General features: G+C 73.2%; 22 protein-coding genes. 14 read left to right on the forward strand and 8 right to left on the reverse strand.

The features are described from left to right. Positions 1-3 precede the first annotated feature (3 nt). Entirely contained in the window at positions 4-429 is a 426-nt protein-coding gene (locus ACPZVR_RS02885) for a Zn-ribbon domain-containing OB-fold protein (RefSeq protein WP_436698055.1), read from the forward strand. 112 nt (positions 430-541) lie between these two features. On the opposite strand, the gene ACPZVR_RS02890 is transcribed toward ACPZVR_RS02885, so the two are convergent. Beyond that, entirely contained in the window at positions 542-1,618 is a 1,077-nt protein-coding gene (locus tag ACPZVR_RS02890) for a zinc-binding dehydrogenase (RefSeq protein ID WP_436698056.1), read from the reverse strand. A gap of 91 nt (positions 1,619-1,709) precedes the next feature. Here ACPZVR_RS02890 and ACPZVR_RS02895 point away from each other — a divergent pair, with 91 nt between their 5' ends. From ACPZVR_RS02895 to ACPZVR_RS02935, 9 genes are all read left to right on the forward strand, one after another. After that, positions 1,710-2,519, forward strand: a complete 810-nt coding sequence (locus tag ACPZVR_RS02895; protein WP_436698057.1) for an enoyl-CoA hydratase/isomerase family protein — start codon at positions 1,710-1,712, stop codon at positions 2,517-2,519. Beyond that, complete coding sequence (locus ACPZVR_RS02900) at positions 2,516-4,183, forward strand: AMP-binding protein (RefSeq protein WP_436698058.1); 1,668 nt, start codon at positions 2,516-2,518, stop codon at positions 4,181-4,183. Before ACPZVR_RS02895 ends, ACPZVR_RS02900 begins: the two co-directional genes overlap by 4 nt. 3 nt (positions 4,184-4,186) lie before the next feature. Further along, on the forward strand, positions 4,187-5,080 hold the full coding sequence (locus tag ACPZVR_RS02905) for an HpcH/HpaI aldolase/citrate lyase family protein (protein ID WP_436698059.1): 894 nt from the start codon (positions 4,187-4,189) through the stop codon (positions 5,078-5,080). Then, positions 5,077-6,117 (forward strand): alcohol dehydrogenase catalytic domain-containing protein, encoded by a 1,041-nt coding sequence (locus ACPZVR_RS02910; RefSeq protein ID WP_436698060.1) that lies wholly within the window; start codon positions 5,077-5,079, stop codon positions 6,115-6,117. The genes ACPZVR_RS02905 and ACPZVR_RS02910 overlap by 4 nt, the downstream gene beginning before the upstream one ends. A 71-nt stretch (positions 6,118-6,188) precedes the next feature. Further along, positions 6,189-7,481: a type 2 periplasmic-binding domain-containing protein gene (locus tag ACPZVR_RS02915; RefSeq protein WP_436698061.1), complete on the forward strand. Its 1,293-nt coding sequence runs from the start codon at positions 6,189-6,191 to the stop codon at positions 7,479-7,481. Further along, positions 7,478-8,644, forward strand: coding sequence for an acyl-CoA dehydrogenase family protein (locus tag ACPZVR_RS02920; protein ID WP_436698062.1), 1,167 nt, complete (start codon positions 7,478-7,480; stop codon positions 8,642-8,644). The genes ACPZVR_RS02915 and ACPZVR_RS02920 overlap by 4 nt, the downstream gene beginning before the upstream one ends. Further along, entirely contained in the window at positions 8,644-9,132 is a 489-nt protein-coding gene (locus tag ACPZVR_RS02925) for a MaoC family dehydratase (RefSeq protein WP_436698063.1), read from the forward strand. The genes ACPZVR_RS02920 and ACPZVR_RS02925 overlap by 1 nt, the downstream gene beginning before the upstream one ends. Then, on the forward strand, positions 9,129-11,120 hold the full coding sequence (locus ACPZVR_RS02930) for an oxidoreductase (protein ID WP_436698064.1): 1,992 nt from the start codon (positions 9,129-9,131) through the stop codon (positions 11,118-11,120). Before ACPZVR_RS02925 ends, ACPZVR_RS02930 begins: the two co-directional genes overlap by 4 nt. Further along, positions 11,117-11,875 carry an SDR family NAD(P)-dependent oxidoreductase gene (locus tag ACPZVR_RS02935; RefSeq protein WP_436698065.1) on the forward strand — a complete coding sequence of 253 codons (759 nt, stop codon included), beginning with the start codon at positions 11,117-11,119 and terminating at the stop codon, positions 11,873-11,875. The genes ACPZVR_RS02930 and ACPZVR_RS02935 overlap by 4 nt, the downstream gene beginning before the upstream one ends. Here the strand turns inward: ACPZVR_RS02935 and ACPZVR_RS02940 are convergent. From ACPZVR_RS02940 to ACPZVR_RS02955, 4 genes are read right to left on the reverse strand one after another with little or no spacing between them, the layout of a single operon-like run. Continuing rightward, on the reverse strand, positions 11,866-12,810 hold the full coding sequence (locus ACPZVR_RS02940; RefSeq protein ID WP_436698066.1) for a zinc-binding dehydrogenase: 945 nt from the start codon (positions 12,808-12,810) through the stop codon (positions 11,866-11,868). The two genes, ACPZVR_RS02935 and ACPZVR_RS02940, sit on opposite strands and share 10 nt — an antisense overlap. A 9-nt stretch (positions 12,811-12,819) precedes the next feature. Beyond that, positions 12,820-13,608, reverse strand: coding sequence for a crotonase/enoyl-CoA hydratase family protein (locus tag ACPZVR_RS02945; RefSeq protein WP_436698067.1), 789 nt, complete (start codon positions 13,606-13,608; stop codon positions 12,820-12,822). Beyond that, positions 13,605-14,363, reverse strand: coding sequence for an SDR family NAD(P)-dependent oxidoreductase (locus ACPZVR_RS02950; RefSeq protein WP_436698068.1), 759 nt, complete (start codon positions 14,361-14,363; stop codon positions 13,605-13,607). Before ACPZVR_RS02950 ends, ACPZVR_RS02945 begins: the two co-directional genes overlap by 4 nt. 30 nt (positions 14,364-14,393) lie before the next feature. Further along, positions 14,394-15,590: a thiolase family protein gene (locus tag ACPZVR_RS02955; RefSeq protein ID WP_436698069.1), complete on the reverse strand. Its 1,197-nt coding sequence runs from the start codon at positions 15,588-15,590 to the stop codon at positions 14,394-14,396. 85 nt (positions 15,591-15,675) lie between these two features. On the opposite strand from ACPZVR_RS02955, the gene ACPZVR_RS02960 reads away from it, so the two are divergent. The 4 genes from ACPZVR_RS02960 to ACPZVR_RS02975 are packed head-to-tail and all read left to right on the forward strand — an operon-like array spanning position 15,676 to position 19,583. Further along, on the forward strand, positions 15,676-16,845 hold the full coding sequence (locus tag ACPZVR_RS02960) for an acyl-CoA dehydrogenase family protein (protein WP_436698070.1): 1,170 nt from the start codon (positions 15,676-15,678) through the stop codon (positions 16,843-16,845). Between the two features lie 38 nt (positions 16,846-16,883). Then, on the forward strand, positions 16,884-18,011 hold the full coding sequence (locus ACPZVR_RS02965; RefSeq protein WP_436698071.1) for an acyl-CoA dehydrogenase family protein: 1,128 nt from the start codon (positions 16,884-16,886) through the stop codon (positions 18,009-18,011). Next, complete coding sequence (locus ACPZVR_RS02970; protein WP_436698072.1) at positions 18,011-18,760, forward strand: SDR family NAD(P)-dependent oxidoreductase; 750 nt, start codon at positions 18,011-18,013, stop codon at positions 18,758-18,760. The genes ACPZVR_RS02965 and ACPZVR_RS02970 overlap by 1 nt, the downstream gene beginning before the upstream one ends. Before the next feature lie 22 nt (positions 18,761-18,782). Further along, a complete protein-coding gene (locus tag ACPZVR_RS02975) occupies positions 18,783-19,583 on the forward strand; it encodes an amidohydrolase family protein (protein WP_436698073.1) in 801 nt (266 codons plus the stop codon). 29 nt (positions 19,584-19,612) lie between these two features. Here the strand turns inward: ACPZVR_RS02975 and ACPZVR_RS02980 are convergent, their stop codons facing one another. Genes ACPZVR_RS02980 through ACPZVR_RS02990 form a run of 3 tightly spaced genes read right to left on the reverse strand, consistent with a single transcriptional unit; the run spans position 19,613 to position 22,591 of the window. Continuing rightward, the gene (locus tag ACPZVR_RS02980; protein ID WP_282403051.1) at positions 19,613-20,353 is read right to left on the reverse strand and encodes a FadR/GntR family transcriptional regulator; all 741 of its coding nucleotides are present in this window, start codon (positions 20,351-20,353) and stop codon (positions 19,613-19,615) included. Then, positions 20,350-21,393 (reverse strand): alpha/beta hydrolase fold domain-containing protein, encoded by a 1,044-nt coding sequence (locus ACPZVR_RS02985; protein ID WP_436698074.1) that lies wholly within the window; start codon positions 21,391-21,393, stop codon positions 20,350-20,352. The genes ACPZVR_RS02980 and ACPZVR_RS02985 overlap by 4 nt, the downstream gene beginning before the upstream one ends. Next, positions 21,386-22,591: a CaiB/BaiF CoA transferase family protein gene (locus ACPZVR_RS02990; protein ID WP_436698075.1), complete on the reverse strand. Its 1,206-nt coding sequence runs from the start codon at positions 22,589-22,591 to the stop codon at positions 21,386-21,388. Before ACPZVR_RS02990 ends, ACPZVR_RS02985 begins: the two co-directional genes overlap by 8 nt. Positions 22,592-22,594 lie beyond the last annotated feature (3 nt).

Raw genomic sequence — 22,594 nt, forward strand, 5'->3', positions numbered from 1 at the left:
CCGATGTCCCAGGCGCCCTCCGCGGCCCCCTCCTTGGCCCCCGTCGTCCGCGACGACTTCTCCGCCCCCTTCTTCGAGGCCTCCGCCGAGGGGCGCCTGCTGCTGCGCTACTCCCCGTCGAGCGGGGCGTGGTCGGAGCCGGCCGCGATGGTCTGCTCGCTCACGCAGGCGGCCGACCTCGAGTGGCGCGAGGCCTCCGGCCGCGGCTCCCTCGTGTCGTGGACGGTCAAGCCCGGCCGCCCGCGCGACGACCAGCCCGCGGTCGACACGGTGATCGGCATCGTCGAGACCGAGGAGGGGCCCTGGCTCACCCTCCTGCTGCCCGAGGTCACCGACCGGTCGGGCCTGCGCGTCGGCGCGCCCGTCGTGGTCTACTTCGTCCAGCCCGAAGGGAGCGAGCACCTGCCGGTCGGCCGGCTCGTGGGCTGAGCGCCACTGGGCGGCCGTGCGCGGCTGTAACTATCTGTTCATGTCACTACCGCATCCGTAGACGGGTCTGGAAGTGACACGAACAGATAGTTACAGCTGCCCGTCCGCCCGGTCAGAAGGTGACGATGGTCCGCGCGGTGGCGGCGTTGTCGATGTCGTCGAGCGCCGCGCCGAGCCCGTCGAGGGAGACCGTGGCGCCCTGGAGCGCGTCGAGGTCGAGGCGGCCGGAGAGGTACATCTCGGCATAGAGAGGTACGTCGACCCGCAGCTGCGTGCCGCCGAGCCGGGAGCCCTGGAGCCGCTTCTCCGCGAGCAGGTCCGTGGCCGGCAGGCTGATCGTGTCGCCGGGCCGGGCGAGCCCGACGACGGTGGCGGTGCCGCGCGTGCCCAGCATGGCGAACGCCTGGGCGATCGTCGTGGGCAGGCCGACCATCTCCAGCGCGTGGTCGACGCCGCCGGTGAGGTCGAGGACGGCGGCGACCGGGTCGGTCGTGGCGGCGTCGACGACGTCGGTGGCACCCATCCGGCGGGCGAGGTCGAGCTTCTCGGGCATCCGGTCGATCGCCACGATGCGCGACGCGCCCGCGAGTGCGGCGCCCTGCACCGCGCTGAGCCCGACGCCCCCGCACCCGACGACGGCGACGGTCTGGCCGACGCGGACGGCGGCGCTGTGGCGCACCGCGCCGAGGCCGGTGATCACGGCGCAGCCGAGCAGCGCCGCCTTGTCGAGGGGCATCGCGGCGGGCACCTTGGCGACGCTGGACGCCTGCAGCAGCATCTCCTCGGCGAAGCTGCCGATGCCGACGAACTGGGTCACCGCGCGGCCGTCGAGCGTGAGCCGGGGCGAGCCGTCGGTGCGGGTGCGACGCAGGTCGGTGCAGTGCTGGGGGTGGCCCTGGCTGCACCAGGCGCAGGTCCCGCAGGAGCCCGCCGGCGCGACCACGACGTGGTCGCCGGGAGCGAGGCCCGCGACGTCGCGGCCGACCTCGACGACGACGCCCGCGGCCTCGTGGCCGAGCACCGTGGGCAGGCCGAGCGCCGGGTTCCCGCCGGTCTGGCCGTGCCGGTCGGAGTGGCAGATGCCGGTGGCCGCCGTACGGATCCGCACCTCGCCCGCGAGGGGAGCCTCCACCCGTACGTCCTCGAGCACGACCCGCTGGTCGAACCCGTGCAGTACCGCAGCCTTCACGTCGATCGTCCTCTCTCTTGCCTCTGTGACGGACGCTACCGTAGATTGTTGATCATCAAAACCATGGATTGACGTCCGAGGAGGAGGAAGAGTGGCCGCGATCGACGTCGAGACCCGAGGTCCCCACGACAATGTCCGGTGGATCACGATCAACCGTCCCGAGCGGCTCAACGCCTACGACCTCGACATGGCGCGCACGCTGATCGCCGCCTTCGAGGACGCGGCGTCCGCCGACGCGGTCGTGCTCACCGGGGCCGGTGGTGCGTTCTGCGCCGGCGGCGCGCTCGACCAGCTCGGGGAGCCGGACCCGGAGCAGCTGCGTGCGCTCTTCACGGGCTCGCTGCGCCTGGTCGATGCCATCCGCTCGTGCCCGCGGCCGGTCATCGCCGCCGTCGACGGCCCGGCCGCCGGCGGGGGCAACGAGCTCGTCGTCGCGTGCGACTTCGCGATCGCCACCGAGCGCTCGACGTTCGGCCAGACCGGGCCCCGCGTGGGCTCCGCGCCGGTGCTCGGCGCCACCAACCTGATGGCGGTGCAGATCGGCGAGAAGCGCGCCAAGGAGATGGCGATGATGTGCCGGCGCTACTCCGCCGAGCAGGCGCTCGCCATGGGACTGGTCAACGAGGTCGTCCCCGACGGCGGCCTGGAGGCGGCGGTCGAGCGGTGGCTCGACGAGATCGAGCGGCTCAGCCCGCGCTACCTCGAGATCGCCAAGATCAGCTCCAACCAGTGGTGGAACGCCTCGAAGGACAACATGTCCGCCGGGCTCGGGATGCTCATCCAGGCCATCGGCAGCGAGGACATGCGCGAGGGTGCCAACGCCTTCCTCGAGAAGCGCAAGCCCGACTTCCGCGCCGCCCGGCGCGCCCAGCACCAGCCGACCGAGAAGGACGACCAGTGAGCCTGCGTCACTACCGCGACCTCCAGCCCACCTTCGGCGACCGCGCCCAGTGGGCGCTGCCGACCGTGTTGCGCCACCACGCCGCCGAGCGGCCCGAGGCGGTCTGGCTCGACTGCCCCGAGGAGGGCCGCACCTGGACCTACGCCGAGACGCTCGCGGCCGCGGAGCGCGTGGGCCGCAGCCTCCTCGCGGCCGGGGCCGAGCCCGGCGACCGCGTGGTCCTCGTCGCGCAGAACTCCTCGCAGTTCGTCCGGACCTGGGTCGGCACCGCGGTCGCCGGCCTCGTCGAGGTGCCGATCAACACCGCCTACGAGCACGACTTCCTCGCCCACCAGGTGAGCACCGTGGAGGCGACCCTCGCCGTCGTCGACGACGTGTACGCCGCGCGCTTCGTCGCGATCCCGGACGCCGCCAAGTCGATCCGCAAGTTCTGGGTGATCGACACCGGGTCCCGGGACGAGGCGCTCGCCACGCTGCGCTCGGCCGGCTGGGAGGCCGCGCCCTTCGAGGAGCTCGACGAGGACGCCGCGGCGCCGGGCGTCGTCGACGGCACCATCGCGTTGCCCGACGTCCGCCCGCAGGACCTCGCCTCGGTGCTGTTCACCTCCGGCACCACCGGGCCCAGCAAGGGCGTGGCGATGCCGCACGCCCAGATGTACTTCTTCGCCGACGAGTGCGTCTCGCTGGTCCGGCTCACGGCCGACGACGCGTGGATGTCGGTCACGCCGCTCTTCCACGGCAACGCCCAGTTCATGGCGGCCTACCCGACGCTCGTGGCCGGTGCCCGCTTCGTCACCCGCAGCAGGTTCTCCGCGAGCCGCTGGGTCGACCAGCTGCGCGAGGGCCGGGTCACGGTCACCAACTTCATCGGCGTGATGATGGACTTCATCTGGAAGCAGGAGCGCCGCGACGACGACGCCGACAACCCGCTGCGCGTGGTGTTCGCGGCCCCGACCGCCGCCACCCTCGTCGACCCGATGAAGGAGCGGTACGGCATCGAGGCCTTCGTCGAGGTCTTCGGCCTCACCGAGACCTCGGCACCGATCATCTCGCCGTACGGCGAGGCCCGTCCGGCCGGCGCGGCCGGGCTGGCCGCCGACGAGTGGTTCGACGTGCGACTCGTCGACCCGGAGACCGACGAGGAGGTCGGCATCGGCGAGATCGGCGAGCTGGTCGTGCGGCCGAAGGTGCCCTTCATCTGCTCGATGGGCTACTTCAACATGCCGGACAAGACGGTCGAGGCGTGGCGCAACCTCTGGTTCCACACCGGTGACGCCCTGCGCCGCGACGAGGACGGCTGGTTCTACTTCGTCGACCGGTTCAAGGACGCGCTGCGCCGGCGCGGCGAGAACATCAGCTCCTACGAGATCGAGACGTCGATCCTCGCCCACCCGGCCGTCGTCGAGTGCGCGGTCATCGCGGTGCCCGCCTCGAGCGAGGCGGGCGAGGACGAGGTGATGGCCTACGTGATCACGGGCGGCGACGTCCCGCCGCCGACGCCCGAGGAGCTGTGGACCCACTGCGACGGCCGGATCCCGTCGTTCGCGGTGCCGCGCTTCCTCCGGTTCGTGGACGAGCTGCCGAAGACCCCGTCCCAGCGGGTGCAGAAGGCCAAGCTGCGGGCGCTCGGCGTCACCGACGACACCTACGACCGCGAGGGCTGAGCCGTGCATCCCTACCGCACCGTCCTCTTCGTCCCGGCGCACAAGCCGGAGTGGGCCTTCAAGGCGCTGGCGTCGGGAGCCGACTGCGTGGTCCTCGACCTCGAGGACTCCGTCCCGCAGGACCTCAAGCCGGGAGCGCGGGCGACGGTCCGCGAGACCCTGCCGAAGCTGCGTGCCGAGCGCCCCGAGGTCGGCCTCTTCGTCCGGCCCAACGGGCTCGCGACCCGGCTCGCCGGCGCGGACCTCGAGGCGGTCGTGTGCCCCGAGCTCGACGGGGTCTTCGCGCCGAAGATCAAGGACGCCACCGACGTCCTGCGCTGGGAGACCCTCATCGACTGGTTCGAGGCGCGCAACGGCGCCGAGGGCCTGGAGATGATCGTCCCGGTCGAGATGGTCGACGCGATCACCAACTGCTTCGAGATCGCGGCCGCCTCGCCCCGTGTCGGAGCCATGATCGGCCCGACCTCCGAGCACGCCGACATCGCCCGGGCCGTGGGCTTCCGACAGTCGCGGGAAGGATCGGAGACGCTCTACCTGCGCAGCCGCATCCTGCTGGCCTGCCGGCAGTACGGCCTGCACCCGCTGACCGCCCTGTGGGAGGACCTCGCCGACCTCGAGGGCCTGCGCGAGTTCGCCGACTACGGCTTCCAGCTCGGCTTCCGCGGGATGGTCGCCATCCATCCCAGCCACGTGCCGGTCGTCAACGACGTCTTCACGCCCTCCGACGAGGAGGTCGCGTACTACGCCGAGCTCGTCGCCACCGTGGACGCCGCGGTCGCCCGCGGGGAGGGTGCGGTGCGCTTCCGGGGCCAGCACGTCGACCTGGCCCACGCCGACAAGGCCCGGGACTGGCTCGCGCACGCGCGGCTCGTGCGGGGAGAGTCGCCGGGACGATGAGGGCCTTCGTCCTCGACCGTGACGGGTGGGGGCTGGCCGACCTCCCCGATCCCCGGCCGGGGGCCGGCCAGGTCGTCGTCCGTACGACGGCGGCGGGCCTGTGCCACTCCGACCTCACCCTGGCGAGCCGGTCGGCCGACGAGCATCCGTTCCCGCTGCCCGTCGTCCTGGGCCACGAGCTGGCCGGCACGGTGGAGGCTCTCGGCCCCGGTGTCACGGAGCGGGCCGGGATCGAGGTCGGCGCGGCGGTGGTGGGCTACGGGCCCCGCGGCTGCGGTCGGTGCCACCGATGCGCGAGCGGAGCCGAGAACTACTGCCGTGCGCCCGGTCCGCGGCTGCCGCCGGGGCTCGGCGCGCCCGGCGCGCTCGCCGAGCTGGTCGCCGTCGAGGCCGACCATCTGGTGCCCGCTCCCGGCGTGCCGGCGGCCCAGGCGGCCGCGCTCACCGATGCCGGGCTGACGGCCCTGCACGCCCTCGACCGGGCCGTGGCGTCCGTCGGCCTGCCCCCGGAGGAGACCACCGTCGTCGTCATCGGCGTCGGCGGTCTCGGGCACGTCGCCGTCCAGCTCGCCCGACGTGCGGGCAGCCGGGTGCTGGCCGTCGACCGGCTGCCCGCCAAGCGGGAGCTCGCGGCGCGCTGCGGAGCCCACCAGGTCCTCGCGCCCGGGCCGTCGCTGGCCGGCACGGTGCGCGAGCTGACCCAGGGTCGCGGGGCCGATGTCGTGCTGGACCTGGTCGGGTCCTCGTCCAGCCTGGACCTGGCCTCCGGGGTGGTCGCGGTCGGCGGGACCGTCTCCATCGTCGGCGTCGGCAGCGGTCGCCTGGCCGTCGGCATGCACGCCCTGCCGCTCGGGGTGCGTACGGACCTGCCGTACTGGGGTACCCGGCCCGAGCTGGTCGGCCTGCTCGGCCTGGCCGCGGCCGGAGAGGTGCGGGTCGAGGTCGAGGAGGTCGGGCTGGAGGCCGTCGAGGCCGCCTACGCGCACCTGGCCGCGGGCGAGGTGCTGGGTCGCGCCGTCGCGCGACCGGGTGCCTGACCCCCCTTGCGCGTGATTCGAATCACTGATAAGGATTATATCCATCATCAGCGCTAGGAAAGGTGCCTCCCATGCTCACAGGTCTGCGGAAGGGGTGGCGCTCCCGCGGCGCCGCGCTCGCCGGTCTCGCCGCCGCGACGCTCGCGCTCACGGCGTGCTCCGGCTCGTCGGCGACCGAGGAGACCAACGCCGGCGGCAGCAGCATCGAGTACGGCGCGGACAGGTCGGCGTACGTGGAGGCGCTGGCCGACATGGAGCCGGTGACGCTCGCCATCCAGTCGACCGGGCCGAAGGGGTCGGCGACCGGGCGACGCTTCGAGGACTACGCCGCGGCCGTCGAGGAGTGGTCGGGCGGCAAGATCACCTTCGAGTTCACCTACTCCAACGGCATGGCGCCTCCCAACGAGGTGCACCTCGCGCTGGCCGACGGCCGGCTCGACATCGGCTCGGTCATGCCCGCCCTGGTGCCCGACGACCTGCCGGCGGCCAACGCCCTCGGGGACCTCAGCCACCTCGGCCGCCAGACCCCGGTCGACTGGATGCTGCAGTGGCACGGGATCATGCTCGACCTGGCGGCCGCCACCGACGACGTCGACCGCGAGTACGAGAAGCACGGCATGAAGCTGCTCCTGCCCGCCTTCGGCTCCGGGGCCTACATGCCCTACTGCACCGACCCGGGCGCCTCGACCGACGAGCTCAGCGGCCGGGGGGTCGCGAGCCAGAGCAAGGTCCAGAACCGTGAGGCCGAGGCGCTCGGCCTGACGCCGACGTCGATCAGCTACGCCGAGATGTTCGAGGGCCTGCAGCGCGGCGTCATCGACTGCGCCTTCAGCACCGTCACCGGTGCTGCCCTGGGCGGCTTCATCCCCGCGGCACCGCACGTGGCCTACGCCGAGGAGGAGGGCTTCAACGCCCCGGCCGGCACCATCGCGATCAGTCTGGCGCGCTGGAACGAGCTGCCGCTCGCGGCGCAGCAGCTGATGTACGACCGGCTCGACGTGCTCCTGCAGGCCAACTTCGAGGGCGCATGGGAGAACACCGCGGCGGCCGTCGGGGCCGTGCTGGACGCCGACGGCGCGCTCACGCCCTTCGACGCGGACGTGGTGGAGCGGCTCGCCGACGTCCACGCCGCTGTCGAGGAGGAGGTGGCCGGCACCGATGCGGTGACCGACGGTGAGGCGCTCGTCGATGCCGCGCGGGAGGCCGAGACGGAGTGGGCCGGCCGCATCGACGCCCTCGGGATCGACGGGGTCGGCACGTCGTACGAGGACTTCCCGGCCTGGTACGCGCAGGGGGTCCCCGACCTGCAGCCCTACTTCGACGCCCTCTGGGACGGCGCGATGGGCGATCGGCGGCCGTCGTGAACTTCGACCCCGATCCCGACCACGACGACATCAGGCAGGGGATGCGCGACCTCTGTGCGCGCTTCCCGGACGAGTACTGGGCGGAGCGGGACGAGCGGCACGAGTTCCCCTGGGACTTCTACCGCGCCGTCACCGACGCCGGCTGGCTGGGCCTGACCATCCCCGAGGAGTACGGCGGCGGCGGGCTGGGCGTCACCGAGGCCGCGATCGTCGAGCGCGAGATCGCCGCGTCCGGGGCGGGCATGGGCGGCTGCAGCGCGGTGCACATCGGGATCTTCGGGTTCGAGCCGATCCTGCGTCACGGCAGTGAGGAGCTGAAGCAGCGCTTCCTGCCCCGGGTCCCGAAGGGCGACCTGCAGATCTCGTTCGCCGTCACCGAGCCCGACGCCGGCACCGACACCACGAACCTGTCGACCTATGCCCGCAAGGTCGACGGCGGCTGGCTGGTCTCGGGGAAGAAGGTCTGGATCTCCAACGCCCAGCAGGCCGAGCGGATGCTGCTGCTGGCGCGCACGACCCCGAAGGACCAGTGCGCGCGCCGTACGGACGGACTGACCGTCTTCTTCGCGCCGGTCGACCGCGACCGGGTGACGATCCGCGCCATTCCCAAGATGGGCCGCAACTCCGTCGACAGCAACGAGCTCTTCATCGACGACCTGTTCGTCGCCGACGAGGACGTCGTCGGCGAGGTCGGGCGGGGGTTCGAGGTCATCCTCACCGGCCTCAACGCCGAGCGGGTCGTGGCCGCCAACGCCATGCTCGGCATCGGCGAGGCCGCGCTGCGCCGCGGGGTGCGCTACGCCCGGGAGCGGGTCGTCTTCGGCCGTCCGATCGGGCAGAACCAGGGCCTCGCCTTCCAGCTCGCGGAGGCCAAGGTCAGGATCGAGGCCGCCGACGCCGTGCTCCAGAAGGCGACCTGGCTGGTGGACCGGCAGCGGCCCTGCGGCGCCGAGGCGAACTACGCCAAGTGGCTGTGCGCCGAGGCCGGCTTCTACGCCGCCGACGTCGCGCTGCAGGTGCACGGCGGCATGGGCTACAGCAAGGAGTTCCACGTCGAGCGGTACTTCCGCGAGGCGCGGCTGATGCGGATCGCCCCGATCAGCCAGGAGATGGTGCTCAACTACGTCGCCGAGCACGTGCTCGGCCTTCCGAGGAGCTATTGATGCGCGGGTTGTACTTCGAGGAGTTCGAGATCGGGCGGGTCTACCGCCACGCGTTCCGCCGCACCGTCACCGAGATGGACAACGTGCTGTTCACCTCGCTGACCATGAACGTCGCGCCGATCCACCTCGACGCGGAGTACGCGAAGACCACGATCCACGGGCGCCCGCTGGTCAACAGCCTGTTCACGGTCGCGCTCATCGGGGCGTTCCACGTCCCCGAGCTGACCATGGGCACCACGCTGGGCAACCTGGGCTACGAGGAGGTGCGGTTCCCCGCGCCGGTGTTCCACGGCGACACCCTGCGCGGGGAGACGACGATCCTCGACAAGCGGGTCTCGCAGAGCCGCGACGACTCCGGCATCGTGTGGTTCGAGCACCGGGGCTACAACCAGGACGACGTCGTGGTGATGACCTGCAAGCGTGCCGGACTGATGCTCCGCACGCCGGCGGAGGTGTCCGCGGAGCTGCCGGCGGAGGCCGCCCGGTGACGACCACCGCCGCTCCCGCCTTCCCGCACGTCTTCTCGCCGATCACGATCGGCACGATGCGCCTGCGCAACCGGGTGATGGTGCCGCCGCACGGCTCCGGCATCGGCAACCTGTGGGGCACCGAGGCCGAGGCCGAGATCCACATGGCCTACTGGGAGTCGCGCGCGCTCGACGGCGCCTCCTGGATCGACGGGGTCCGCGGCCGGGTGCGCAACCCGGTCATCCCCGGCTTCGAGACCGGCGGCTACGGCGCCGAGACGATCGGCAACTACCGCCAGCCCAACTACGTCGAGCGGGTCCAGGAGCTCGCCCACCGGCTCCACCGCGCCGGCGCGGTCGTCACCAGCCAGCTGACCGTCATCGGCGGCGTTCCGCAGTCGCCCGGCCGGGTGCTCAGCTCGCCGCTCACCAACAACCGTCCGCACGTGATGTCGCTCGCCGACATCGCCGAGTACGTCGAGGAGTACCGGTTCAGCGCGACACGTGCGCGTGAGGCCGGGCTCGACGGCATCGAGCTGCACCTCAACCACGACGACATGCTCGAGTGGTTCCTCTCGCCGTTGACCAACGATCGCACCGACGCCTACGGGGGCCCGCTCGAGAACCGGGCACGGTTCGCGGTCGAGGCGCTGCGCGCCGTACGGGACGCGGTCGGCAGCGAGCTGACGGTGGGCGTCCGGTTCAACCTGCGCGAGGAGATGCCGGAGGGCTACGACGAGAGCGGCGGCGTCGAGGTGGCCCAGTTGCTCGAGTCCACCGGCCTCGTCGACTACCTCCACGCGGTCGTGGGCTCGCCCTGGGGGGATCCCAGCTACATCCAGCCCCAGTACTACGGCGCGGCGCAGTGGGCCGAGCTCGCCGGTCGCGTGCGCGCGGCGGTCGCGCTGCCGGTCGTCTACGCCGGGCGGGTGACCACGGTCGAGGTCGCCGAGCAGGTGCTCGCCGCGGGCCACGCCGACGTGGTCGGGATGGCCCGCGCCTACCTCGCCGAGCGCGACCTCCTCACCAAGGCGCGCGAGGGACGCGCCGTCGAGATCCGCCCGTGCATCGGCGGCAACGACTGCATCAGCCGCCAGTACGCCGAGGGCCTGCCGTTCGGCTGCGCCGTCAACCCGCACGTCAAGACCGAGGTGGACGGACGCTGGGGCGAGGGAGCGCTCGGCGTCGCGGCACGGCCCCGCGACCTCCTGGTCGTCGGCGCGGGCCCGGCCGGCCTCGAGCTGGCCGCCCTCGCCGCGGAGAGCGGCCACCGGGTGCGCCTGTGGGAGGCGGCCGACCGCATCGGCGGGCAGCTGGCGACGGCGGCCAAGGCGCCGACCTTCGAGCGGTACGCCGACTACCTCGCCTGGCAGGGCGCGCGGCTCGCGCGGCTCGGGGTCGACATCGAGCTGGGACGCCGGGCGAGCGCCGACGAGGTCGTCGCCGCGGGCGCCGAGGTCGTGGCCGTGGCGACGGGCGCCCGGTCGCACCGCCCGGCGATCCCCGGCGTCGACCTGCCGCACGTGCTCGACGCGGCCGACGTCCTCGACGGGGTCGTGACCGTCGGGCACCGGGTCCTGGTCGTCGCGCGCGACGACCACCTGCCGCCGCTCACCGTGGCCGACCTGCTCGCCGGCCGGGGGCACGACGTCACCCTCGTCTACGGCGCCGCCCAGCCCGGGCAACTGCTCGGCAGGTACATCCTCGGCGGCATCCTGGCCCGTCTCCACGGCCGGGGGGTCGCGTTCCGGCAGCTGGAGGAGGTGCGCGCGATCCGCGCGGACGGGGTGGACGTGCGCCACGTCTACACGTTCGCCGACGCGGCGCTCGACGGCTTCGACTCGGTCGTGCTGGCCTGCGGCGCCGACAGCGACGCCTCCCTGCACGCCGAGCTCGTCGGCCGCGTCCCCGAGCTCCACCTGCTCGGCGACGCCTACGCGCCGCGCCGCCTCTCCTTCGCCACCCGTCAGGCCTACGCCCTCGCCGACCTGCTCGCCACGGCGCCGTGACGCACCGGAGGGGCGCCCTCGTGGTCGGCGGCGCCGGCGCGATCGGCGCTGCCTGCGTGGCCTCGCTGGTGCGCGACGGGGCGGCGGTCGTGGTCGCCGACCTCGACGCGGACGCCGCCGCGGAGGTGGCCGCGGCGACCGGCGCGGCCGGCGCCGTCGGACTCGACGTCACCTCGCCCACGCAGGTCCGGGCCGGTGTCGCGCGGGCCGCGGAGCTGGTCGGCGGGCTCGACGTGGCCGTCAACCTGGCGGCCGTCGGCGGACCGGCCGCCCGGCTCCACGAGTACGACGACGCCGCCTGGGAGCGGGTCGTCGACGTCAACCTGCACGGGACCTTCCGGTGCCTGCGCGAGCAGGTGCGCGCGATGCTCGGGACCGGCGGCAGCATCGTCGTGGTCTCGTCCGTCGGCAGCGGGGTCGGCTTCGCCGGCGCCGCCGCCTATGCGACGTCGAAGCACGCCCTGACCGGACTGGTCCGCTCGGCCGCCCTGGAGTACGCCGCCGACGGGATCCGGGTCAACGCCGTGGCGCCGGGCTTCGTCGACACCGGGCTGCTGCGCTCACGGCGCTCCCCGGACGAGATCCACCGCCTGGAGGAGGCGCATCCGCTGGGCCGGCTCGCCGACGTCGACGAGGTCGCCGCGGTCGTGCGCTTCCTCGCCTCGCCGGACGCAGCCTTCGTCACCGGCTCGTGCTACGGCGTCGACGGCGGCTTCCTGGCCGGTGACCCGGCGCTGGTGCGGCCTCAGGGGTAGCGGGCGACGAGCCGGCCGGTCACCTCGCCGGCGTGCAGCCGGGCGAGCGCGCCGGGGATGTCGTCGAAGCCGATCACCTCGAGCGCGGGGGAGAGGTCGCCGGAGGCGAACATCTCGTAGACGGCGGCGATGTCCTCCACCGTCCCGCCGCGCGAGCCGAGCAGGGTCACCTGCTTGAGGATGAGGGCGTTGGTCGAGATGGTCGACTCGAGCCTGCCCATCCCGACCTGGACGACGCGGCCGTGCTCGCGCACGACCTCGACCGCCCCGGCGGTCGTGGTGCCGAAGCCGGCGAAGTCGACCACCACGTCGAGGCCGACGTCGGCGAAGTCGCGGATGTCGGGCGCGACCTCGCGCACGCCGAGCTCGCGCGCCATCGGCCACAGCGAGCGCTTGGGCTCCGCGGCGTACACCTCCGCGCCCCGGAGGACGGCGATCCGCGCGCCGACCTGCCCCAGGCCGCCCAGGCCGATGATGCCGACCTTGTCGCCGGGGCCGACCTCGCCGCGCACGACGACCGCGCGGTACGGCGCCCGGCCGGCGTCGGTGCCCGCGGCGGCCAGCTCGTCGGACAGCCCGTCGGGGACCCGCACGAGGTCGGCGGGGTCGGCGACGGTCAGCGGGCCGTAGCCGCCGTCGCGGCCGAGCCCCGGTCGGGTGGTGCCGGCCGGGTTCACGGCGACGCGCTCACCGACCGACCAGCCGGTGACCCCCTCCCCGAGGGCCGCCACGACGCCGGCGATCTCGTGCCCGAGCGTCAGTGGGAACGGGCCGACCCGCTCGGTCCAGGCGGCGTCGTGGAGGATGCCGACGTCGGTGTGGCACAGGCCGGCGGCACGCACGGCCACCAGCACCTCGCCCGGGCCCGCGACCGGCTCGGGCAGCTCGGTCAGGCGCAGGGGCTCACCGGTGCCCGTCATCTGCCAGGCGCGCATGGCCACCGTTCAGCGGCCCGTCCAGCGGGGCGCGCGCTTCTCGACGAACGCGAGTGCGCCCTCCTTGGCGTCCGCGGACTCGCGGACGGGGTTCACGAACGCCTCCTGGCGCTCGAACATCTCCGCCAGCGGCCAGTCGACGGAGCGCACGAGGACCTGCTTGGAGGCCGCGAGGGCGAGGGGCGCGTTCGCGGCCACCTCGTCGGCCAGCTCGAGGGCGGCGGCCAGGGCCTGGCCCGGCTCGGTGATCCGGTTGACGAGGTGGACGGCGGCGGCATCGGGCGCCGGCCACATGCGACCGGTCAGGACCAGCTCCATCGCGAGGTGGTAGGGGATCCGCCGCTGCAGCCGCAGGAGGCCGCCGGCCGCGGCGGTCAGGCCCCGCTTGACCTCGGGGAGGCCGAACCGGGCGGCCGACGAGGCCACGACCAGGTCGCAGGCCAGGACGATCTCGAAGCCGCCGGCGAGGGCATAGCCCTCGACCGCGGCGATCACCGGCTTGGTCGGCGGCTGCTTGACGATGCCCGCGAAGCCGCGGCCCTCGACGACGGGGCGCTCGCCACGGGCGAACCCCTTGAGGTCCATGCCGGCGCAGAAGGTGCCGCCCGCGCCGGTGATCACGGCGACGCTGAGGTCGTCGCGCTCGTCGAGCAGCGCGAGCGCGTCGGCGATCTGGTGCGCCATCGCCATCGACATCGCGTTCTTGGCGTCGGGCCGGTTCATCGTCAGCACGAGCACGCGGCCGCGCTCCTCGACGAGCAGGTCGGTCTCGGTCACGACGGTCTCCTCCGTGGTCATCGCGGGCTCATCCGGATCGCGCCGTCGAGGCGGATGGTCTCGCCGTTGAGGTAGGGGTTCTCGATGATCTGCTGGGCCAGCATCGCGAACTCGTCCGGCTGTCCGAGCCGCGCGGGGTGGGGTACCTGCGCCCCGAGCCCGTCGCGGATCTCCTGGGAGAAGCGCGCCAGGATCGGGGTGTCGAAGACGCCGGGCGCGATGGTGTTGACGCGGATGCCCTTGGTGGCCAGGTCCCGCGCCGCGACCAGGGTCATGCCGACGACGCCGGCCTTGGCCGACGCGTAGGGGATCTGCCCGACCTGTCCCTCCCACGCCGCGACGGAGGCCGTCAGCACGCAGGCGCCCCGCTCGCCGTCGAGCGGCTCGTTCGCGGCCATCCGCGCCGCGGCGAGGCGCAGCACGTTGAAGGTCCCGACGAGGTTGATCTCGACGAGCTGCCGGTAGAGGTCCAGGTCGCCCGCCCTCCCGTCGCGGTCGACCAGGCGCACGGTGCCGCCCTTGCCGGCGCAGTGCACGAGCGCGCGGAGGGGGCCGTGCTCGACCGCGACGTCGAGTGCGGCGTCGACGGCCGCGGGGTCGGTGACGTCGGCGGCCGCGTAGGAGCCGCCGAGCTCCTCGGCGAGCTCCTTGCCGAGCTGCTCGTTGAGGTCGAGGACGACGACGTGCGCGCCCGCACGCGCCAGGCGCCGGGCGGTCGCGGCGCCGAGGCCGGACGCGCCGCCGGTGACGAGCGCCGAGGCTGCGGTGAGATCCACGGGGTTCTCCTTCGGTCGGGTGGGCGCGGCTCAGAGCCGCTCGATGATGGTGGCGTTGGCCATGCCGCCGGCCTCGCACATGAGCTGGAGGCCGAGGCGCTGGTCGTTGTCCTCCAGGGCGTGCAGGAGGGTGGTCATCAGGCGCGCGCCGGACGCGCCGAGCGCGTGGCCGAGCGCGATGGCGCCGCCGCGCGGATTGACCCGGGCGGGGTCGACGTCGAACTCCGCCAGCCAGGCGAGGGGGACCGAGGCGAAGGCCTCGTTGAGCTCGACGTGGTCGAGGTCGCGGACGGACAGACCGGAGCGGGCCAGGACCTTGTGCGTGGCGGGGATCGGACCGGTCAGCATCAGCAGCGGGTCGTCACCGACCACGGCCATGCTGTGGATCCGGGCCCGCGGGGTGAGCCCGAGCCGTTCGGCCCGCTCGCGCGACATGAGCAGCAGCGCGCTGGCACCGTCGGTGATCTGCGAGGAGTTGCCGGCCGTGACGGACCAGTCGATCTCCGGGAACCGGGCGGCCAGCTCGGGCGTCTCGAAGACCGCCCGCAGCCCGGCCAGGCGCTCGGCCGTGGTGCCGCGCCGGATCGTCTCGTCCCGCTCGGCGCGGCCCTCGGGCGTCGCGATCGCGATCACCTCGCGGTCGAACGCTCCGGAGTCCTGGGCGGCGGCCGCCAGCTCGTGGGAGCGGGCGGCGTACTCGTCGAGCTCGGCACGGGAGAGCTTCCAGCGGGCGGCGACCAGCTCGGCCGCGACTCCCTGGGAGACCAGGCCCGGCGCGAACCGCTCCGCCACGCGCGCGCCGTACGGGTCGGCGCCCATCCGCGCCGAGCCCATGACGACGCGGCTCATCGACTCCACGCCGCCCGCGACGACGACGTCGGCCTGTCCGGAGGCGATCGCCTGCGCGGCGAAGTGCACCGCCTGCTGGCTGGATCCGCACTTGCGGTCGATCGTCGTGGCCGGCACGTGCGGCGGCAGCCCGGCGCCCAGCCAGGCCATCCGCCCCGGCGTCGCCGACTGCTCGCCGACCTGCGAGACGCACCCCACCATGACGTCGTCGACGGTGCCCGGGTCCAGGGCGGGGCTGCGGCCCAGCAGGGTCTCGATCGTCTGCGAGAGCAGGTCCACGGGGTGCACGCCGGCGAGGGAGCCCTCGGGCTTCCCGCGGCCGCTCGGCGTGCGCACGGCGTCGACGACCACGACATCGGAGAGGGTGCGTCCAGTCACCCCTAATGCTTATCATGATATTCATCAAGTGTCACGAGCCCTTGACATCCGACCGGGTGGCAAATCTAGGATAATGATTACAACCGTGAAGGAGGATGTCGTGCCGAACGACGAGTACGCGGAGATCCGGCAGCTCGCCGCTCAGGTCGCCCGCGACGTGTACGGGCCGGTGGCCGAGGAGATGGACGTCAACCGCACGCCCGTGTCCCGCGAGCAGCGCATGCAGCTGGGTGAGCTCGGCTTCCTCGGCATCGCCCACCCCGAGGAGTACGGCGGCTCCGGAGCGCCCCTCGCCCAGGCGCTGGTCGTGGTCGAGGAGTTCGGCAAGGTGTGCCGCCCCGCCGCCTTCCAGATCTTCGAGGCGAACACCGGCCCCGCCCAGGTGATCACCCACCTCGGCACCGCCGAGCAGAAGCAGCGCTGGCTGCCCTCGATCATCAGCGGGGAGAAGACGATGGCGGTGGGCATCTCCGAGCCGGACGCCGGCTCGGCCGCCACCGACATGCGCACGACCGCCAAGGTCACCAACGGCACCGTCGTGATCAACGGCAACAAGCGCTGGATCTCCAACGGCGGCGAGGCCGACCAGTACGTCGTCTACTGCCGCCTCTCCGACGCCCCCGGCGCCAAGGGCATCGGTGCCGTCGTCGTCGACAAGGGCACGCCCGGCTTCTCCTTCGGAGCCGGCGAGCGCCTGATGGGCTTCCGCGGCATCCCGTCGGCGGACCTCTACTTCGACAACGTCGAGGTGCCCGAGGAGAACATCGTCGTCCCCGCCGGCGGCTTCGGGAGACTCTTCGGGGTCTTCTCGATCGAGCGCATGGGCAACACCACGATGAGCCTCGCCATCGGGCAGGCGGCGCTCGACAAGACGCTCAAGTACGTCGAGGAGCGCGAGCAGTTCGGCAAGCCGCTCATCGAGTTCCAGAGCATCCAGGTGATGCTCGCCGACATGGTGCTGCAGGTCGAGGCGGCGCGCCTGCTGCGCGACCAGGCCGCGGCGTCGGTCGACGCGAAGGGCATGCCCGACCCGCTCAAGGTCTCGCTCGCGAAGTGCACCGCCAACGAGATGGCCAAGCGGGTGACCGACCTCGCCATGCAGATCCACGGCGGCAACGGCTACACCGAGGAGTACGGCCTCGAGCGGCTCCACCGCGACGCCCACGGCTGGGCGATCGCCGGCGGCACCCCGACGATGCAGCGCATCCGCATCGTCTCCGAGGTGCTCGGCCGCAAGTTCGACCAGCGTCGCTGACCCGTGACCGCCGCGGCTGCGGCAAGGAGGATGGACCCATGTTCGACCTGAGCCCGGAGCACCGGGAGATCCAGGCGGTCGCCCGCGAGGTCGCGGCCGCCGTCGAGCCCTTCGCCGACGAGGCCGACGAGTTCGTCGAGGTGCACCCCAAGGTGCGCAGCCTGCTCGCCGAGAGCGGGCTGGCCCGGCAGGTGGTCACGGCGGCGTACGGCGGCGCGTCCGACGTCCTGGACCCGCTGACCATCGCCGTCGTGCGCGAGGCCCTCATGTACTCCTCCGCGCACCTCGACTCCCTCTTCGGCATGCAGGGGGTCGGCAGCTACTCGCTGTCCGCCGGCGGGTCCGAGGAGCTCAAGGCCCGGTGGCTGCCCCGCGTGGCCACGCTCGACGCCATCGCGGGTCTCGCGCTCACCGAGCCCGATGTCGGCTCCGACCTGCGCGCGGTCACGACGACCCTGGTCGCCGACGGCGACGAGCTCGTCGTCAACGGCCGCAAGTCCTTCATCACCAACGGCGGCGCTGCCGACTTCTACTGCACGCTCGTCCGCGAGGGCGACGGTTGGTCGATGGTCCTGGTGCCGGCCGACAGCCCCGGCCTGACCGTCGAGCGCGGCGCCGACCTGATCGCGCCGCACATCCTCGGCGAGCTGACGTTCACCGACGTGCGGGTGCCGGCCGGCAACCGGCTGGGCGTTCCCGGCAAGGCGTTCTCCCTCATGCTCCAGACCCTCGCCGTCTTCCGCGTCACCGTGGCCGCGTCCGGCGTGGGTCTGGCCCAGGCCGCTCTCGACGAGGCCCGCTCCCACGCGCTGGCCCGTGAGCAGTTCGGCAAGCCGCTGATCGAGCTGGGCGCGGTCGCGCAGGGTCTGGCCCAGTCCTGGACCGACGTCGAGGCGGCCCGCGCCTTCGTCTACCGGGCCGCGGCTCTGGCCAAGGCCGACCCGCTCGGCCATCTCGACTACTCGTCGATGGCCAAGGTGCACGCGACCGAGGCCGCCGCGCGGGTGGTCGACCGCTCGCTGCAGACCATGGGCCGCTTCGGCCTGGTGCGCGGATCGAAGATCGAGCGGCTCTACCGCAACGCCCGGCCGCTGCGCGTCTACGAGGGCGCCACCGAGGTGCTGCTCGACTCGCTGGCGCGCCGGCTCGCGAAGGGCGCGCGCTGATGGACCTGCGACTGACCGACACCGTCGTCCTCGTCACCGGCGCGAGCCGTGGCCTGGGGGCGGCGATGGCGATCGAGCTGGCCCGCGAGGGTGCGTACGTCGTGGCCGCGGCGCGCTCCAAGGACAGCCTCGCCGAGGTCGCCGCCCGGGGCGACGGGCGGATCTCCACCGTCGAGGCGGACATGCGCGACGAGGCCTCCGTGCAGGCGCTGGTCCCCGAGGTGCTGGCCCGTCACGGTCGCATCGACGGCCTGATCAACAACGCCGGCATCGCCCCGGCCGGCAAGTTCGCCACCCAGGACCCGGCCATCTGGAAGGACGCGCTCGCCGTCAACGTCGTCGCGCCGATGCTGCTGGCGCAGGCCGCCGGCGTCCGGATGATCGAGCAGGGCGGCGGGCGGATCGTGAACGTCGCCTCCACCACCGGCCTGCGCGGCAAGCCGTTCCTGGTGCCCTACTCCACGTCGAAGGGCGCCGTCGTGCGCTTCACCGAGGCGCTCGCCGCCGAGTGGGCGGCGAAGAACGTCCAGGTCAACTGCATCGCGCCCGGCGCCTTCGTGACTGAGGCGCAGAAGGCGGTCACCGAGTCGCCCGAGCTGCACGCCAAGCGGATCGCGAAGATCCCGGCCGGACGGATGGCCGACCCGGCCGAGCTCGTGCCGCTGGCCTGCCTGCTCGTCTCGCCGGTGTCGGCCTTCACCACCGGGGCGACGTTCGTCGTCGACGGCGGCGAGTCCGGCAAGCTCTGAGAACCACGGAAGGACCCTTCGCGTGATCATCGACGCCCACGCCCACGTCTGGCCCGACAGGATCGCCGAGATCGCCCTCTCGGCCAACCGGCTGCCCGACCTCGACGCGCGGGGCGACGGCACGGTCGGCGGGCTGGAGGCCGACATGGCCGCCAGCGGCGTCTCCGTCAGCTGCTGCCTCGGCATCGCCAACGAGGCGCGCCACGTCGACTCGGTCAACCGCTTCGTCGCCGGCCTCACCTCCGAGACCCGGTTCGGGTTCGGCACGGTCCACGTGGAGCTCTCGGCCGAGGAGAACATCGCCAGCCTCCGGCGCCACGGCGTGCGCGCCGTCAAGATCCACCCGCTGTTCCAGGGCTTCGCCCTCGACGACCCGCGGCTGTGGGAGATCTTCGAGGCGATGGGGGAGGAGTTCGCCGTCATCACCCATGTCGGCGAGGGCGGCTCGCCCGAGGCGAACCGGCTGTCCAGCCCCGCGATGATCCGCGACATCGCCGCCCGGTTCCCCGGGCTGCGCCTGATGGCCTGTCACTTCGGCGGCTACAAGATCCTCGACGACGCCGAGGAGATGCTCGCGGGCGCCGACGTCGTGCTGGAGACCAGCTGGCCCCCGAGCCTGGCGACGCTGCGGCCCGAGCGGGTGCGCGACCTGATCCGCAAGCACGGTGCCGAGCGCATCGTCTTCGGCTCCGACTGGCCGATGACCAGCCCCGCGGAGGAGATCCGCGCGATCGACGCCCTCGGCCTGAGCGACGACGAGACGAAGAAGGTACTCGGCGGCACGCTCGCTCGCGTGCTCGGCATCGACTCGCCCTGGGCCTGAGCGCTCGGGGCGAGCAGCCGCGGAGGCCGTCAGGCGCCGTTGCCCCACACGATGGGCGCGGCGAGGATGTCGGGGAACTTCTTCTCCGCGTAGCGCAGGTACTGGTGGACGTGGTCGGCCATGGCGTCGGCCGAGCGGACGGGATCGCGCTCGGCGATCGCCTCGTAGATGCTCAGGTGGGCCTTGTGCACCGCGACCCGGCGCACCTCCGGGTAGTCGATGCCGATCGCGGAGCCGTCGAGGATGCCGAGCAGCGCGTCGACGAGATAGCCGAACATGGCGTTGCCCGAGCCGTGCGCGATGACGTCGTGGAAGCGCTTGTTCTCCTCGAGGAAGACCGACTGGTCGTCGAGGTGGGCGTGCATCGTGTCGACGCTCGCCTTCAGGTCGGCGAGCTGGTCGTCCGACATCCGCTCCGCCGCCAGCTGGGCCATCATCGGCTCGAGACCGCCGCGCGCCTCGGCGATGGTGCGGAAGGGCGCGTTGGCGAACTGCAGCAGCAGGGTCAGCGAGGTGGCCAGGCTGGTGGAGTCCGGCTGCTGCACCACGGGGCCGCCGCCGGGCCCGGGCTTGAGCGAGATGACGCCCTGGAGCTCGAGGAAGCGCAGCGACTCGCGCAGGGTGCCGCGCCCGACCTCGTACTCCTCGAGCATGATCCGCTCGGGCGGCAGGCGGTCGCCGACGGTGTTGCCGCGGCGGTTGATGTCGCCGACGATGCGCTGCGCGAGCAGCATGGCCGTCTTCTGGGGCCGCATCGGGGTCGTGGTCATGGGTTCACCTCTGTGGTCGCCGGTGGCTGTGTGCCGGTGCCCGGCGGGTAGGGCTGAATCATAGGCAGGGATTGGGTGGTTCGTGGGGGAAGCCCCTTCCCGGCGGCGAGCCGCCGCACGGCGGCGACGACCTCCGCACGCGCCTCGCGCGCGCCCGCCGACGCCGCGGTGAACCGCAGGAAGCCGTGGCACAGGTCGGGGTGCCGGCGCACGGTCACCCGGACGCCGGCACCCGCCAGGGCGGCCGCGAACGCGGCGCCCTCGTCGTGGAGCGGGTCGTGTCCGGCGAGGACGACATGGGTGGCGGGGAGGCCCGTGAGGCGGTCGGCATGCAGCGGCACCAGGTCGGCCGTCGCCTCCGGGCGCGGGTTCCCGGCGAGGTAGTGGCCGAAGAACCAGCGCATGTCGGCCGCGCCGATGGGGAACGCGGCCGCCCGCGTGCGGTACGACGCCGTGCTGTCCGGCAGTCCCAGGACCGGGTAGAGCAGGAGGAGGAAGGCCGGGACGACGGGCCGGGCGCGCAGGGCGAGCGCGGCGGCGAGGTTGCCGCCCGCGCTGTCCCCGCCGAGTCCGAGCGGGCCGGCGTAGGTCGCGGCCGCCCACGTCCATGCGGCGGCCAGGTCGTCCAGGCCCGCGGGGAAGGGATGCTCGGGGGCGAGCCGGTAGTCCACGCTCACCACCCGCACCCCGGCGTCGTGCGCGACGAACCGGCACAGCTCGTCGGCGTAGTCGAGGTCGCCGGTGACCCAGCCACCGCCGTGGGCGTACACGAGGGTCGCGGCCGGCGGGGAGACGGGCTCGTAGACCCGGACCGGCACGGGCACGCCGGCGGCCGGGCCGAGCTCGGTCACCGGCACGCCCGGACCGTCGGCGCACAGCCGGTTCCCCGCCACGACGCGCTCGCGGGCCTCGGCGGGGGAGAGCTCGACCATCGCGACGTTGCCCGCGGCGGCGTCCCGCAGCGCGGCGAGCCCGACCTCGAGGTCCGCCTCGAGGTCCGCCTCGGGGTCCGACTCCGGGCCGGCGGGGTGGTCAGTCACTGACCACCCCGGCCGCGGCCAGCTCGGCCAGCTCGGCGGCCGACAGGCCGATCCCGCTCAGCACCTCGGCGGTGTGCTCGCCGACGGCCGGGACGCCGTCGTACGACGGTCCGGCGTAGGAGCCCAGGTGCAGGATCGGGCCGGGGACCAGGGCCTCCGCCCCGAGCGCGCTGCCCGTCAGGGCGGTCAGCGTGCGCTCGGCGAAGTGCGGGTCGGCGACGATGTCGCTGGAGTCGTTGACCGCGGCCGCGACCACCTCGAACTTGTCGAGGATCGCGAGCACCTCGTCGCGCGGTCGCTGCTTGACCCAGTCGACGACGATCTCCTGCAGCGACTCGTTGTTGGCCATCCGGGCGACATTGGTCGCGTAGCGCTCGTCGGTCTGCAGGTCGACGCGGTCCATCGCCTCGAACAGCCGCATGGCGATCGCCTGGTTGGAGCCGGCGATGGAGAGCCAGCCACCGTCGGCGGCCTGGTAGATGCCGCGCGGGGACGCGGCGCCCGAGGCGTTGCCGTGGCGCTGCATGATCTCGCCGGAGGCGGTGTAGTTGAGCACGGCGTCGCCGAGGATGAACATCAGCGGCTCGTAGAGCGCGACGTCGACCTCGCTGCCCTTGCCCGTGCGGCCGCGGTCGAAGAGCGCCATCGCGGTGCCGTAGGCCGCGGAGATGCCGGCGATGGAGTCCGCGAACCCGAACGGCGGCGCCGTCGGCGGTGTGTGGGGCCAGCCGTTGAGGAAGGCGTAGCCGCTGGCGGTCTCGGCGACCGTGCCGAACCCGGGACGCTCCCGGTACGGCCCGGTCTGGCCGAAGCCACTGACGCGCGTCATGACCAGGCCGGGGTTCACCGCGCTGAGCTCGGCGTACGACAGCCCCCACGCCTCCATCCGGCCGGGCCGGAAGTTCTCGATCAGCACGTCGGCGTCCGCGACCAGGCGCTGGAGGACCGCGCGCCCCTCGGGTCGCCGCATGTCGATCCCGACCGACCGCTTGCCGCTGTTGAGGCGGGCGAAGCCGATGGCGGTGCCCTCGTGGGCGGGCTGCCACTGGCGCGCGAAGTCCCCGTGGGTGGGGTCCTCGACCTTGATCACGTCGGCGCCGAAGTCGCGCAGCATCCGGCCCGCGGTCGGGGCGGCGTACATGGAGCCGGCCTCGATCACGCGCACGCCCGCGAGGGGCCCCTGGGCAGCAGCAGTCATGGG

The organism is Nocardioides segetis (assembly GCF_051390595.1).
Classification (GTDB): domain Bacteria; phylum Actinomycetota; class Actinomycetes; order Propionibacteriales; family Nocardioidaceae; genus Nocardioides.